Origin of the sequence: Phytohabitans maris, from assembly GCF_031085175.1 — a bacterium.
GTDB lineage: Bacteria > Actinomycetota > Actinomycetes > Mycobacteriales > Micromonosporaceae > Phytohabitans > Phytohabitans maris.
The window spans coordinates 202,348-216,936 of the sequence record NZ_JAVHUY010000010.1 but is presented as its reverse complement, the minus strand read 5'-3'; the positions used below and the strand labels follow the sequence as shown (position 1 = coordinate 216,936).

The 14,589-nt window shown below is 71.7% G+C and carries 12 protein-coding genes and 1 pseudogene; 10 read left to right on the top strand and 3 right to left on the bottom strand.

All coding sequences use genetic code 11. The annotated features are described in order from the left end of the window. The first annotated feature begins 27 nt into the window (after positions 1 to 27). Complete coding sequence (gene purB, locus RB614_RS13250; protein WP_308712757.1) at positions 28 to 1,446, top strand: adenylosuccinate lyase; 1,419 nt, start codon at positions 28 to 30, stop codon at positions 1,444 to 1,446. A 169-nt stretch (positions 1,447 to 1,615) separates the two neighbouring features. Here the strand turns inward: purB and RB614_RS13245 are convergent. After that, positions 1,616 to 1,951: pseudogene (locus RB614_RS13245) on the bottom strand (heavy metal-binding domain-containing protein); the annotation flags it as partial. Positions 1,952 to 2,038: 87 nt separating this feature from the next. Further along, positions 2,039 to 2,716, bottom strand: a complete 678-nt coding sequence (locus tag RB614_RS13240) for a S1 family peptidase (RefSeq protein ID WP_308712756.1) — start codon at positions 2,714 to 2,716, stop codon at positions 2,039 to 2,041. 339 nt (positions 2,717 to 3,055) lie between these two features. Between RB614_RS13240 and purS the strand changes: the two genes are divergently transcribed. From purS to RB614_RS13220, 4 genes are read left to right on the top strand one after another with little or no spacing between them, the layout of a single operon-like run. Next, entirely contained in the window at positions 3,056 to 3,352 is a 297-nt protein-coding gene (gene purS / locus RB614_RS13235; protein ID WP_308712755.1) for a phosphoribosylformylglycinamidine synthase subunit PurS, read from the top strand. Between the two features lie 43 nt (positions 3,353 to 3,395). Then, positions 3,396 to 4,160: a phosphoribosylformylglycinamidine synthase subunit PurQ gene (gene purQ, locus RB614_RS13230; protein WP_308712754.1), complete on the top strand. Its 765-nt coding sequence runs from the start codon at positions 3,396 to 3,398 to the stop codon at positions 4,158 to 4,160. Next, a complete protein-coding gene (purL, locus tag RB614_RS13225; RefSeq protein WP_308712753.1) occupies positions 4,157 to 6,505 on the top strand; it encodes a phosphoribosylformylglycinamidine synthase subunit PurL in 2,349 nt (782 codons plus the stop codon). The genes purQ and purL overlap by 4 nt, the downstream gene beginning before the upstream one ends. Then, a complete protein-coding gene (locus RB614_RS13220) occupies positions 6,498 to 7,259 on the top strand; it encodes a 2-phosphosulfolactate phosphatase (protein ID WP_308712752.1) in 762 nt (253 codons plus the stop codon). Before purL ends, RB614_RS13220 begins: the two co-directional genes overlap by 8 nt. A 111-nt stretch (positions 7,260 to 7,370) precedes the next feature. Here the strand turns inward: RB614_RS13220 and RB614_RS13215 are convergent, their stop codons facing one another. After that, a complete protein-coding gene (locus tag RB614_RS13215) occupies positions 7,371 to 9,671 on the bottom strand; it encodes a carboxypeptidase regulatory-like domain-containing protein (protein WP_308712751.1) in 2,301 nt (766 codons plus the stop codon). A gap of 226 nt (positions 9,672 to 9,897) precedes the next feature. Here RB614_RS13215 and RB614_RS13210 point away from each other — a divergent pair, with 226 nt between their 5' ends. The 5 genes from RB614_RS13210 (at position 9,898) to amcA (ending at position 14,575) form a co-directional block, all read left to right on the top strand. Continuing rightward, positions 9,898 to 10,185, top strand: a complete 288-nt coding sequence (locus RB614_RS13210) for a sterol carrier family protein (RefSeq protein WP_308712750.1) — start codon at positions 9,898 to 9,900, stop codon at positions 10,183 to 10,185. Between the two features lie 122 nt (positions 10,186 to 10,307). Beyond that, positions 10,308 to 11,888 carry an amidophosphoribosyltransferase gene (gene purF / locus RB614_RS13205; protein ID WP_308712749.1) on the top strand — a complete coding sequence of 527 codons (1,581 nt, stop codon included), beginning with the start codon at positions 10,308 to 10,310 and terminating at the stop codon, positions 11,886 to 11,888. A 69-nt stretch (positions 11,889 to 11,957) separates the two neighbouring features. Then, a complete protein-coding gene (purM, locus tag RB614_RS13200) occupies positions 11,958 to 13,109 on the top strand; it encodes a phosphoribosylformylglycinamidine cyclo-ligase (protein ID WP_308712748.1) in 1,152 nt (383 codons plus the stop codon). A 151-nt stretch (positions 13,110 to 13,260) separates the two neighbouring features. After that, a complete protein-coding gene (amcB, locus tag RB614_RS13195; RefSeq protein ID WP_308712787.1) occupies positions 13,261 to 14,367 on the top strand; it encodes a cyclophane-forming radical SAM peptide maturase AmcB in 1,107 nt (368 codons plus the stop codon). Continuing rightward, complete coding sequence (gene amcA / locus RB614_RS13190) at positions 14,336 to 14,575, top strand: multiple cyclophane-containing RiPP AmcA (RefSeq protein WP_308712747.1); 240 nt, start codon at positions 14,336 to 14,338, stop codon at positions 14,573 to 14,575. The genes amcB and amcA overlap by 32 nt, the downstream gene beginning before the upstream one ends. Positions 14,576 to 14,589: the final 14 nt, after the last annotated feature.

Below are 14,589 nucleotides of genomic sequence, written 5' to 3'. Positions count from 1 at the left end.
TCGGAGACCGCGCGGGAGAATGGGCGGGTGATCCCCAATGTGCTCGCCGCCCGCTACGCGTCCTCCGAGCTGACCGCGATCTGGGCGCCGGAGGAAAAGGTACGGCTGGAGCGGCGGCTGTGGGTTGCCGTCCTGCGGGCCCAGCGTGACCTGGGCATCGAGGTGCCGGGCGGAGCCGTCGAGGCGTACGAGCGGGTGCTCGACCACGTCGACCTCGACTCGATCGCCGCCCGCGAGCGGGTGACCCGGCACGACGTGAAGGCGCGGATCGAGGAGTTCAGCGCGCTCGCCGGGTACGAGCAGATCCACAAGGGGATGACCTCCCGCGACCTCACCGAAAACGTCGAGCAGTTGCAGGTTCGCAGGTCGCTGGAGCTGGTCCGGGACCGGGCCGTCGCCGCCCTCGCCCGGCTGGCCCGCCTCGCGGTCGAGCACTCCGACGTGGTGATGACCGGCCGCACGCACAACGTCGCGGCGCAGGCCACCACGCTGGGTAAGCGGTTCGCGTCGGCGGCGGAGGAGCTGCTGATCGCGTACGAGCGGCTGGAAGACCTCGTCGACTGGTACCCGCTGCGCGGTATCAAGGGCCCGGTCGGCACCGCCGCCGACCAGCTCGACCTCTTGCTCGGCGACGCGGAGCGGCTCGCCGAGCTGGAGCGGCGGGTGGCCGCCCACCTCGGGTTCAGCCGGGTGCTCGACAGCGTCGGGCAGGTCTACCCGCGCTCGATCGACTTCGCCACCGTGGCCGCGCTGGCGCAGCTCGTCGCCGCCCCCTCCTCGCTGGCCACCACGATCCGGCTGATGGTGGGGCAGGAGCTGGCCACCGAGGGGTTCCGCCCCGGGCAGGTGGGCTCGTCGGCGATGCCGCACAAGATGAACACCCGCTCCAGCGAGCGGGTCAACGGCCTGGCCGTGATCGTCCGCGGCTACCTGTCGATGGTCGGCGAGCTCGCCGGCGACCAGTGGAACGAGGGCGACGTCTCCTGCTCGGTCGTACGGCGGGTCGCGCTGCCCGACTCGTTCTTCGCGACCGATGGGCTGTTCCAGACGTTCCTGACCGTGCTCGACGAGTTCGGCGCCTACCCGGCGGTGATCGCCCGCGAGCTCGACCGCTACCTGCCGTTCCTGGCCACGACGAAGATCCTGGTCGCGGCGGTGCGCCGGGGCGTCGGGCGGGAGGCCGCGCACGAGGCGATCAAGGAGCACGCGGTGGCGGTGGCGCTGGCGATGCGGGAGAAGGGCGTCGCCGAAAACGACCTCTTCGACCGGCTCGCGCTCGACCACCGGCTGGGGCTCACCCGCGCCGAGATCGACGCGCTGGTCGCCGACCGGGAAGCCTTCGTCGGCGCGGCGCCCGCACAGGTGCGTGCGGTGGTCGACCGGGTCGCCGCGGTGGTGGCCCGCCATCCGCAGGCCGCCGCGTACGCGCCGGCACCCATCCTGTAGTCGCCGGACGGGCGAGACGCGCTGGGTCGGGGAGAACCTCCCCGACCCAGCGGCGTAACACGGCCCACCAGGTCGCGGGCCGTGCGGCCCACCGGCACCTCATACGGCCGAGGGCCGGCAGGTGGCTCAAGACAGTGACATCGTCCACTGTTCAGGTGGCCGCCTTCGTCACGACGACCGCGGTCCCGTACGCGCAGAGCTCCACCCAGAGCGTGCCGGTGTCGCGGTGGTCGAAACGCATCCCGAGTACGGCGTTCGCGCCGCGCTTGCGGGCCTCCCGGCCCAGTTCGGCCACGGCCTCGGTGCGCCAGCGCAGCAGGTGTTGCGGGGCCCGCGGGTCGTACGCACCGCCGCGGAGGGACTTCACTCCCTCGGCGAACGCGTTGCGGGTCCGGGCCAGAGAGATGACGACCTCACCCAGCACGGCATGCACGTGATAGCCGGGCAATTCGTCGGTCGTGACGACGAGCACACCGAGAAAGTAGGACTTTCCGGACGCCGACATGCCGGCAATCGGCCGGAGCACCCGCGTACCGCAAAACCGCGCGGCGCGGACAAGCGCCCGCGCCGCGCAGGATCAAGGCCGTAACCGTCATACACCAGACACGGAGCGTATCCAGGACCGGTTGTACGCGACACTGCCGTAGTTCTGGATGTCTACGCCGTTGGCGGTGGAGGCGACGCCCACCTGCTGGCCGTTGTAGAACTGCGGGCCGCCGGAGTCGCCGCGCCACGCGTTCCCGTTGATCCGGGTCGTGCGGATCGCCTGGCCGCCGTACGCGTCGGTGGCGTTGTTGGTGGTGACGCGCACGTTGGCGGTCTTCAGCTGGGTCGACGCGCCGCAGCCGCTGTAGCAGGTCATGCCCCAGCCGTAGATCGAGTTGGTCGAGCCGATCGGCGGGTTGCTGCCGGCGAGCGACACGTACGACGTGCTCACCGAGGTGCTGAGCCGCATCAGGGCCAGGTCGTTCTGCGCGTACGTGGCGGAGACGCCGCTGGTCACGCCGCCGGAGGTGCGGTTGACGCTGCCGACCCGCACCGACATCGTGCCGTTGAGGCAGTGCCGGGCGGTGAGCACCCAGTTCGCCGCGATGATCGTGCCGGAGCAGGTGAACGAGCCGTTGGCGAAGACGGCCGCGGCCCACGGAGCGGAGGAGACGGTCCCGCCGCCGATGATCAGGGGTGTGGGGTCGGCGACGGCCGTGCCGGGTACGACGAGGGCGCCGGTGACGGTGGCGGCGATGGCTGCCACGGTGAGGCGGATGCGCATGGGGGCACTCCTTCGTATGGGGTGTCACCAAACGCTAGGGCCATCGACGATCGTCTAACAGATCAGATCGAGGTCATACGATGAGCTGATGCTCGCGCCGCTGGCGAAGGCTCGGGGCGGCCCGCTGTCACCCGTGCGATACACTGCGCCGGGCATCCGCGCCGTGCTTCGCGCGGTCACCGCCGTCGTCGCGTTGACTGGCTGAGCAGGGCGGCCGGTGCGTGCCTGCCGCTCTCTACCAGGTACGCTGGGCACGCTCGTCTCCTTTCACGAGGCGTGCGCACATCCGGCCCCGCGGCCGATAGCGGCAAATTCTGTGTACACAGTCAGGAGTGTCCAGTGGCTCGCGTCGTTGTCGACGTCATGCTCAAGCCGGAGATCCTCGATCCGCAGGGCCAGGCGGTCGCCAACGCGCTGCCCCGGCTGGGTGTCAACGACGTCACCTCCGTGCGGATCGGCCGGCGCATCGAGATCGAGTTCGCCGGTGAGCCCGACCTCGACCGGGCCCGCGAGATCGCCGACAAGCTGCTGGCCAACCCCGTGATCGAAGACTTCGCGGTGCACGTCGACGCGGCCGGCACCGTCAAGCCCGCCAGCGACTCACAGGAGTCGCAGCCCGCGGAGGCACCAGCATGAGCGAGCGTAGCGAGTGGTCGCCCGCGGCAAAGCGAGGACGGCCATGAGTGCCAGGATCGGTGTCGTCACATTCCCGGGGTCGCTCGACGACGGTGACGCGGCCCGTGCCGTGCGCATCGCCGGCGGCGACGCGGTGGGGCTGTGGCACGCCGACGCCGACCTGCACGGGGTCGACGCGGTGGTCCTGCCCGGCGGCTTCTCCTACGGCGACTACCTGCGCGGCGGCGCCATCGCCCGGTTCGCCCCGGTGATGGAGACGATCGCCGCGGCGGCCCGCGGCGGCCTGCCGGTGCTCGGCATCTGCAACGGCTTCCAGATCCTCTGCGAGGCCCACATCCTGCCCGGCGCGCTCATCCGCAACCAGCACATGCACTTCCGCGCCCGCGACCAGCGGCTGCGCATCGAGGCCGTGCAGCCGGTGTGGACCAACGCGTTCAACGACAGCCAGGAAGTCGTCATCCCGATCAAGCACGGCGAAGGTCGGTACGTGGCCGACGAGCGCACGCTCGACGAGCTCGAGGCAAACGGGCAGGTCATCGCGAGGTACCTCGGCGGCAACCCGAACGGCGCCCAGCGTGACATCGCCGCGATCAGCAACGCGGCGGGCAACGTCGTCGGCATCATGCCCCACCCCGAGCACGCGGTGGACGCCCTCACCGGCCCCTCCACCGACGGCCTCGGCTTCTTCACGTCGATGCTGAAGTTTCTCGCCGGCGCTCCAGGGCTGGCGGGATCCGGTGGCGCTGGCGGCTCGGGGCGCCCAGCGGGCGCGGCCAGCACAGCCCCGGCGGACCAGGGAGCGTCATGACAACCCAGCCCGAGGTCGCCGACGTCGTCGTGGATGAGTTCGACGGTGGCCCGGACACGGTGCAGCGCGCGGCGGCCACGCCCGAGGAGCTCCAGCCATACGCCGAGCTGGGCCTGCGCGACGACGAGTACGAGCGGATCCGCGAGGTGCTCGGCCGCCGGCCCACCCAGTCCGAGCTGGCCATGTACTCGATCATGTGGAGCGAGCACTGCTCCTACAAGTCGAGCAAGGTGCACCTGCGCCAGTTCGGGGAAAAGGCGCCGCCCAGCGACAGGCTGCTCGCCGGCATCGGGGAAAACGCCGGTGTCATCCAGATCTCCGACGACCTCGCGGTGACGTTCAAGGTCGAGTCGCACAACCACCCGAGCTACGTCGAGCCCTACCAGGGTGCCGCCACCGGCGTCGGCGGCATCGTCCGCGACATCCTCGCGATGGGCGCCCGCCCGGTCGCGGTCATGGACCCGCTGCGCTTCGGCGCCGCCGACCACGAAGACACCGCGCGGGTGCTGCCCGGTGTCGTCGGCGGCATCGGTGGGTACGGCAACAGCCTCGGCCTGCCCAACATCGGCGGCGAGGTCGTCTTCGACCCCTGCTACCAGGGCAACCCGCTGGTCAACGCGCTCTGCATCGGGGTGCTGCCGGTCGACCGCCTGCAAAACAAGGCCGCCGCCGGCCCGGGCAACATCGTCGTGCTGATGGGTGCCAAGACCGGCCGCGACGGCATCGGCGGCGTGTCGGTGCTGGCCAGCGCGACGTTCGACAGCGAGAGCGACCAGCGCCGCCCGTCCGTGCAGGTCGGCGACCCGTTCATGGAAAAGCTCCTGATCGAGGCGTGCCTGGAGCTTTACGACGAGCGCCGCGTCGTCGGCATCCAGGACCTCGGCGGTGCCGGGCTGACCTGCGCGCTGACCGAGACCGCGGCGGCGGCCGGCACCGGCATGACGGTCGAGCTCGACCGGGTGCCGCTGCGCGAGCCGTCGATGGCGGCGCACGAGATCCTCGCCAGCGAGTCGCAGGAGCGCATGCTCCTGATCGTCGAGCCCGACCAGCTCGAGGCGGTGCTCAAGACCGCCGCCCGCTGGGGGGTGCTGGCCACCGCGATCGGCGAGGTCACCCCGCCCGGCCCCGACGGGCTGCCCGGCCGCCTCACGATCAGCTGGCAGGGGCACACCGTGGTCGACGTGCCGCCGGGGTCGCTCGCCGACGACGGCCCGGTCTACGCGCGGCCGATGCGCGAGCCCGCCGACCTGATCCTGCTCCAGGCCGACCGCGCCGAGACGCTGCCGCGACCGTCCACACCGGACGCCTTGCGGGAGACCGTGCTCCGCATGATCGGCTCGCCCAACCTCTGCGACAAGACCTGGGTCACCGAGCAGTACGACCGGTACGTGCTCGGCAACACCGTGCTCGCCCAGCCCGAAGACGCCGGTGTGATCCGCGTCGACGAGCGCACCGGGCTGGGCGTGGCGCTCTCCGTCGACGGCAACGGGCGGTTCGCGCGCCTCGACCCGTACACCGGGGCCAAGCTGGCGCTCGCCGAGGCGTACCGCAACGTCGCCGTCACCGGCGCCAAGCCGCTCGCGGTCACCAACTGCCTCAACTTCGGCTCGCCCGAAGACCCGGCGGTCATGTGGCAGTTCGCCGAGGCGGTGCGCGGGCTCGCCGACGGCTGCGCCGCGCTGGGCATCCCGGTGACCGGCGGAAACGTGAGCTTCTACAACCAGACCGGCGCGGCGGCGATCCACCCGACCCCGGTCGTGGGCGTGCTCGGCGTGCTCGACGACGTCGCCCAGCGGGTGCCGATGGGCTTCCCCAAGCCGGCCAACCCCGACGGCGACATCATCTTCCTGCTCGGCGAGACCCGGCTGGAGCTCTCCGGCTCCGAGTGGGCCTGGGTCACCCACGAGCACCTCGGCGGCGTACCGCCGAAGGTCGACCTGGCCGGTGAAAAGGCGCTCGCCGACCTGCTCACCGAGGCCGCCCGGGTCGGCCACCTCACCGCGGCGCACGACCTCTCCGACGGCGGACTCGCCCAGGTGCTGGTGGAGGCCTGCCTGCGGCGGGGCGTCGGGGCCCGGATCAAGCTGCCCGAGGAGTTCGCGACCGGCTCGATGCCGTTCGTCTTCCTCTTCAGCGAGTCGGCCGGACGCGCGATGGTTTCCGTGCCGCACGGCCAGGAAAAGGCGTTCACCGCGCTCTGCACCGAGCACGGCGTGCCGTGGACCGCGCTGGGCGTGACCGATGAGAGCGGCGGCCAGCTTGAGGTCCGCGACCAGTTCACGATCGGGCTCGACGAGCTGCGGGAGGCGCACAGCGCGACCCTGCCGCGCCTCTTCGGTGCCTGAACCGGTCTTCGCACAGCCCGGCGCGGGGGTCCGCTTCGACTGGGGCCTCGCGGGTGCGGCCGAGCTGGGTCGCGTCTGTGCCGTCCTGGTCGTGGTCGACGTACTGTCGTTCACCACGTCCGTCGACGTCGCGGTCGGGCGGGGGATGCGGGTGCACCCGTTTCCGTGGGGCGCGCAGGCCGACGACTTCGCCCGCCGCGTCGGCGCCGTCGCGGCCGTCGGCCGGCGCGCCGTGAGCCGGGAACGCCCCTGGTCGCTGTCGCCGGCCACGTTGCGGTCCGCGCCGGTCGTCCCCGACCTGGTGCTGCCTTCGCCGAACGGCTCGGCCATCTCCGCCGCCGCGAGCGCCACCGGCCTGCCCGTCGTGGCCGGCTGCGTCCGCAACGCACGCGCCGTCGCGCGCTGGCTCCTTTCCCACGGGTACGGCTCGCGCCAGTCCCCGATCGGCGTCGTGGCGGCCGGTGAACGGTGGCCGGACGGCACCCTCCGCCCCGGCGTGGAAGACCTGCTCGGCGCGGCCGCGGTCCTCGACGGCCTGGCCGAGGCGAGCGGCGGCCTCTCGGTGGAGGCGGCGGTGGCGCTTTCCGCGCTGACCGGCGTGCCGGACGTCCCGGCGGCGATCCGGGGCTGCGCATCCAGCCGCGAGCTGGCCGAGACCGGCTTCGCCGAAGACGTCGAGATCGCCGTCGAGCTGGGTGCCTCCCCGGTGGTCCCGATCCTCCAGGCCGGCTACTTCGGGGCGTCTCAAGTGTAGGAACGCCGGTAGCATCCTGGCACTTTAGGGCGAAGATCCATCCGACGTTCTGTTGCGCGGTGACCCCGCCGGGGCCGATCCGGCGCGGCCACTCTCACGCTGTCTGGTCGGTCAGTCGTCGAGCCAGTCGAGCGAGCGGCGCTCGGAACGGCCGGCCGGCTGCTGCGGACCACCCCGGCCGGCCCGCGGCCCAGCCTGGTCGTCGTAGTAGCCGCCCTGGTCGTCGTAGCCACCGCCGCGCGGGCCGTCGTAGCCACCGCCCCGCTGCTGCGGCACCTGGTCGTAGCCACCGCGCTGGTCGTATCCGGGCTGCTGGTCGTAGCCGTTGCCGCCGTAGCCACCGCCACCCTGGCCGCCGCCGTAGCCACCGGACCGGTCGTAGCCGCCACCGCCGCCACCGGATGACCGGCCGTAGCCGCCGCCGTCCGCGGGGCCGTAGCCGCCCTGGTCGTAACCACCGCCACCACCGCCGGGGCCGTAGCCGCCACCGCGGTCGGGCTCGGGCTCGCTGCGGTAGCCGCCACCACCGCCGTACGGGCCGGACTCGTACGCCGGGGGCTGGGACTGGCCGTAGCCACCGCTGGCGCCCGGGCCGCCGCCGTTGTTGCCGTCCCAGCGGCCGGTGGGCTCGTCGTAGCGGTCGCTGCCGCCGCCGTAGCCACCGCCGCTCGGGGTGCCGTAGCTGCCGCCCTGGGGCTCGCGGTAGTCACGCCCGCCGTCGTAGCCGTCGTCGCCGCGTCCGCCACCCGCGTACGGGCCGGACGGCGCGGCCGGGCTGCCGTAACTACCCGGAGCGGCCGGACCGCCGTAGCCGTTGGCACCACCGCGGTCGTAGCCGCCCTGGCCGGCCGAGGGGCCGTAGCCACCGCCGCTGGTCGGGCGGCCGTACTCACCGCCGGCCGGACCGCCGTTGGGCCCGCCGTAGCCGCCGTCGCTCGTCGGGCCGTTGGGGCCGCCGTAGCCGCTGCCGCTGGTCGGTCCGCTCGGGCCGCCATATGCGCCGCCGCTCGTGGGACGGCCGTACTCCCCACCGCCGGCCGAGGCGCGACCGTAGGTGCCGGCGCCGTTGGGGCCGCCGCCGCCCGGTCCGTCGTAGCCGTTGCTCGGGCCGGACGCCGCGCCGTACACGCTCGTGGCGCCCGCGCCGCCGGGGCCGTATCCGCCGCCGCCCACCTGGGTCGGCGCGAACCCGCCGCCCGGGCCGCCGTTGTAGCCGGGGCTCTGCGACGGCAGGGGCGCGCCGTACGGGTCGGGGAACTCGTCCGCCGCCGGCACCGGGCGCTGCAGCATCGTCGGCGCGTCGGACATCGAGGGGCGCCCCACCATCGTCGGGGCCGCGCCCGCACCGGCGCCGGCGACCCGGGTCGCGTCGTTGGCGGGGTGGTAGACACCCGCGGCGCCCGGCACCGGGGTGCGGCCACCCGGGCGCACCGGCTCGCCGTCGTCCAGGTCGGGCTCGCCGCCGTCCTGCTTGCGCCGCACGACGAGGAGCACGATCGCGCCGACACCGAGGGCGACGAGCAGGCCGCCCACGATGATGAGGAGCCAGGAGCCCATCCCGCCGCCGGACTCGCTGGCCGCGTTCTGCGCGTCGATGCCGCTCGCCTCCGGCGCCGCCTCCTCGGTCGCCTCGGCCTCTTCGGTCGGCGGGGCGGACGGCTGCGCGGTCGGGGTCGCGGCGGCCTTCGTGGACTTGAGGGCGAACGTGACCGTCACCGACTGCCCGGCAGCGCCGGTGATCTTTTTCTCGTCGACCGGCCCGTAGTCTTCGTGCTGGGCGCCGACGAAGATCTCACCGACCGCGATCGGCTGGCCTTCGCAGCTCGTGAAGCGGTAGTTGCCGCTGCTGGTCGTCGTGGTGCTGCAGTTGTGGCCCTTGGAGTCGAGCATCGCGACGGACGCGCCCTCGATCCCCTCGCCGGTCGTGGTGTCCTTGACCTTGCCAGACACCTGCTTGACCGACTGCTCCTGCTGCTGTTGCTCCTGGCCACGGACTGTGACCTGGCGTTCGTCGCTGTCGTCGTCGTTACCAGTAGCCGACTCGGCCGACACGCGGACATTGCCCTGCCGCTGCTGACCGGCCGCAACGTTGCCACCGACGAGGCGCGCACTGAACGGCACGGTCTCACCAGCGCCGATCTGACGGGCGGGAATGTTGCAGTCGCCCTGACACGACAGCCCGTCGAAGGTGTCGACGCGGATAGCGAACGTCGTGGCTTCGCCGTTGTTGTTCTTGACCGTGAACTGGAGCGTGGCCTGCTGTCCTGCCTGGATCGTGCCGGCCGACAGATTAGTGATCTGGACGTCGGGGTCCGCCGCCAACGCGGCTGTGGGGAAGGCGACGGCAGCGCCGACAACCAGCGCCCCGACCACACCGGCGCGAAGCATCCAGGCCCGTCGGTGCGTAGTCACGTCCACCGCCCTTCCGTTTCTGTCATCCCGCTCGCGGCCGCCGCAGCGCAGCAACCAGCCCGTGACGAGTACACCGTCGGCAACTATGCCTTGTTTGGGGGTACCCGCGCGACCCAGGGGCGGGACGTTGTGGCGAAACTGAGGGTCGTATCGTCCCGACGTGTCCCCTGCGCACAATAAGTCCGTCGTCGTGGAGGCGGTCCTCGCGGAGCTGGACGCTGGGCGAATGCCCGAGCGGTCGATGCTGCGTGACGCCGTTCGGGAGCTCCTCTCCGCCCTCGCGCGCCGGGCGCCAGGACGGTCGGTGGAAGTGCGGATCCCACCATACGGTGCGGTACAGGTGGGTGAAGGCCCGCGACACACCCGTGGTACGCCGCCGAATGTGGTGGAGATGGATCCGATCACGTGGGTCCGGTTGGCCACCGGTCGGATGGGGTGGGACGAGGCGGTTACGCAGGGGCGCATCAGTGCCAGCGGCAACCGAGCCGACATATCCGCCTACATACCTATGTAACACCGTAGTAATTTGACGACCTCGGTAACGAGAGGAAGCCGAAAGGTGGCTCTCTGTTATCGGCCGCGCCTCGCGTACACTGTGGCGACAGGAAGTCCCGGATCAGCACTGAGGAGCGGCAGGTGCCCCGAGGCGACGGCCGGTTGAGCCACGACCTCGACCCCCAACGGCCCGGCCCGCAAGATGCTTGCGGCGTGTTCGGTGTCTGGGCGCCGGGGGAAGAGGTGGCAAAGCTCACCTATTTCGGTCTGTACGCGTTGCAGCACCGCGGCCAGGAGGCCGCGGGCATCGCGGTCAGCGACGGCTCCGGCGTGGTGGTCTACAAGGATCTGGGCCTCGTTGCCCAGGTCTTCGACGAGCCCACGCTGGCCAGCCTCCGCGGCCACCTCGCGATCGGGCACGCGCGCTACTCCACGACCGGCGGCTCGACGTGGGAAAACGCACAGCCCACGATCCGGGCGACGCCGGCCGGCACCACGATCGCGCTCGCGCACAACGGCAACCTGGTCAACACCGCTCAGCTCGCGCGCGAGGCGACCGCGCGCGGGCTCAACTCCGACGGTGCGACCTCCGACACCGCGCTCGTGACCATGCTGCTCGCCAGCCGCCCCGACCTCTCTGTCGAGGCGGCCGCGCTGGAGGTCCTGCCCACCCTCCGTGGCGCGTTCAGCTTTGTATTCATGGATGAGACCACGCTTTACGCCGCACGTGACGCACACGGCGTGCGTCCTCTCGTGCTGGGTCGCCTGGAGCGTGGCTGGGTGGTCGCCAGCGAGACCGCGGCGTTGGACATCGTCGGGGCCAGCTTCGTGCGCGAAGTGGAGCCGGGCGAGCTGATCGCCGTCGACGAGCATGGCCTGCGCTCGGCCCGCTTCGCCGCGCCCGAGCCCAAGGGCTGCCTCTTCGAGTACGTCTATATCGCCCGCCCGGACACCACGATCGCCGGTCGCAACATCCACGCCGCCCGGGTGCAGATCGGCCGCCGGCTCGCCAAGGAGCACCCGGTCGAGGCCGACCTGGTGATCCCGGTGCCGGAGTCGGGCACGCCCGCCGCCATCGGGTACGCGGAGGCCTCCGGCATCACGTACGGCGCCGGCCTGATGAAGAACCCGTACGTGGGTCGCACCTTCATCCAGCCGTCGCAGACCCTCCGCCAGCTCGGCATCCGGCTCAAGCTCAACCCGCTCCGGGAAAACGTCCGCGGCAAGCGGCTCGTGGTCGTCGACGACTCGATCGTCCGCGGTAACACCCAGCGGGCGATCGTGCGCATGCTCCGCGAGGCCGGCGCGCTGGAGGTGCACGTCCGCATCTCCTCGCCGCCGGTCACCTGGCCCTGCTTCTACGGCATCGACTTCGCCACCCGGGCCGAGCTGCTCGCCAACGGCCTGGACATCGAGGGCATCCGGCGCTCGATCGGCGCCGACACACTCGGCTACGTGTCGCTCGCCGGTCTCATCGCCGCCACCGAGCAGCCCAAGACGCGGCTGTGCCGCGCCTGCTTCGACGGCGAGTACCCGATCGAGCTGCCCGCCGGCAACCTGATCGGAAAACACGTGCTAGAGGGCGTCGACAAGCGTGTCGGCGCCGACGGCGGCACCGCGGGGGCGCCGCAAGACCACGAGGCCGGGGTCGACCGCCCCGCGCATGGCGCACATCCACTCGTCGCCAGTCCGGGCGGCGGGGACGCGCTGCACCGCCCGTAGCCAAGTTCGTCGAGAGATCCTCGATCGCTACCCGACGCGGCCCGCCGCGAATGCACTAAGGGGAGAACCGTGACGCACGTGACCGAGCGCAGCAGCAGCGCGGGCACCAACGGTGCCGGAAAGAGCCGCCAGCCGTGGAGCGCGGGGTCGAGCCGGTCCGGCCGCAAGCGCACCGTGACGTACGCGGACGCCGGGGTGTCGATCCACGCCGGTGAGCGGGCGGTCGAGCTGCTGAAGTCCAAGGTGCATCGGACGCTGCGACCGGAGGTCATGGGCGATCTCGGGGGCTTCGCCGGGCTGTTCCGCCTCGACGTCAAGAAGTACAAGAACCCGATCCTCGCCTCCTCCACCGACGGCGTGGGCACCAAGCTGGTGATCGCCCAGCAGCTCGACATCCACGACACGGTCGGCATCGACCTGGTCGCGATGGTCGTCGACGACCTGGTGGCGTGCGGGGCCGAGCCGCTGTTCCTGCTCGACTACATCGCCTGCGGCGAGGTCGTGCCGGACAAGGTGGCGGAGATCGGCGCGGGGATCGCCGACGGCTGCCGGTACGCGGGCTGCGCGCTCCTCGGCGGCGAGACGGCCGAGCACCCCGGTGTGCTCCGCCCCGACGAGTACGACGTGTCGGCCACCGGCGTGGGCGTGGTCGAGGAGAGCGAGATCCTCAGCCGCGACCGGGTCGAGGTCGGCGACGTGGTGATCGCGATGGGCTCCTCCGGCCTGCACTCCAACGGCTTCTCGCTGGTACGGCACGTGCTGCTCGGCGCCGGCCGGATGCGCCTCGACACGGTGGTGGAAGACTTCGGCCGCCAGCGCACGCTCGGCGAGGAGCTGCTCACGCCGACCAAGATCTACGCGCGCGACTGCCTGAAGCTGATCGAGGAGTGCGAGGTGCGCGCCCTGGCCCACGTGACCGGCGGCGGCATCCCGGGCAACCTGGTGCGCATCCTGCCCGAGCACGTCGACGCGGTGGTCAACCGCTCCACCTGGAAGCCGCAGCCGATCTTCGAGTTGGTGCAGGCCAAGGGGCGGATCGACGACGCCGAGATGGAGTCGACGTTCAACATGGGCGTCGGCATGTTCGCGATCGTCTCGGCCGGCGACGCCGACCGGGCGCTGGCATTCCTCGCCGGCCGTGGCATCGCCGCCTGGCAGGCCGGCGAGGTCATCGAGGGCACCGGCATGGTGCAGATGATCGGCCAGCACACCCGCGGGTAGTAACGATCTGGCGCTCCGCTGCGCTCTCGTTTAACGCAGGGACCGGGAAAATCCGCGCGGGTGGATTCATCAGCGCGGATATATCCTAGATCAGCGGGGGCGGCGGCGGAGGAGTTGCACGGTGGCGGGCGGGCGTCAGGCGTTCAGCGGGATGCGCGGCATCGCCCCGGTACCGACTTATGTCGTCATGCAGCCGACGACGCTGTGCAACCTCGACTGCGCGTACTGCTATCTGCCCTTTCGTGCCGACGACCGCAAGATGCCGGCGGAGGTCGCGTCGGCGGTCGCCGGTGCGGTCAACGAGTGGGCCGGCGCCGGCCGGTTTTCCGTGGTGTGGCACGGCGGCGAGCCACTCGCGACCGGCCGAAAACATTTCGCGACGCTGCTCGCTCCGTTCGACCCGGGCGTCGAGCACCACGTGCAGACCAACGCGACGCTGATCGACGACCGGTGGTGCGAGTTCTTCGCGGCCCACGAGATCCGGGTGAGCGTGAGCGTCGACGGCCCCCGCGACCGCAACGCCGAGCGGGTCACCCGCGGCGGGCGCCCCTCGTACGACCGGATCATGACTGGCATCGAGGCGCTGCGGCGCCACGGCATCGGCTTCTCGGCCCTCTGCGTCGTCGCGCGGCCGGAGCCCGGGCTCGCCACCGAGCTGTACGAGTTCTTCCTCGACCTCGGCTGCGACGTGCTCGGCGTCAACATCGAGGAGCTGGAGGGCGTCAACGCCCGCTCCAACGCGCGCGACCCGGCTGCGGTCACCGGCTTCTGGTCCGAGCTCGTCGGTGCGTGGCGCCGCGACCCGCGCATCCACGTGCGCGAGGTGGAGTGGTCGCTGCGGTACGCGGCCGCGGTGCTCGACGGCACCGCCGACCAGGTGCTGCCCCGGCAGCTCGACCCCATACCCACCATCGGGTACGACGGCTCGGTGGTCCTGCTCTCTCCCGAGCTGGCCGGCTTTACCGACCCCCGGTACGCGGACTTCACCAGCGGAAACGTGCTCGCCAGCCCGCTCCCTGAGATCATCTCAGGGGCGGCGAGCGACACGCCGTGGGTGGCCGAGTTTCTCACCGGGGTGGAGGCGTGCCGCGCCACCTGTCCCTACTTCGGCTTCTGTGGCGGCGCGCACGCGGCCAACCGTTACTTCGAGCATGGGCGTTTCGACGGTACGGAGACCGATCACTGCCGCAACAGCAAGATCCATCTACTAGAGGGAGTGTTGGACCATGCCCGAGACCACGAGCCACCGCAAGCCTGAGGGTGGTCCCGAACAGGCCGCCCTCCCCGATCTGGTGGCTCGGCGGGTGCACGCCGCCCGCGCCGGGCTGACCGCCTTGCTCACCGAGGCCGAAGAAGCACGCCGGCAGCGCGCCGAGGCCGCCCCCACGGACTCCGGCGCGGTCTGCGCCTGGAACCACTTCGAGAACATCCCCACGTTCTACAACTGGAACAACCGTCCCCGTTGAGAAGCTGACCCGCA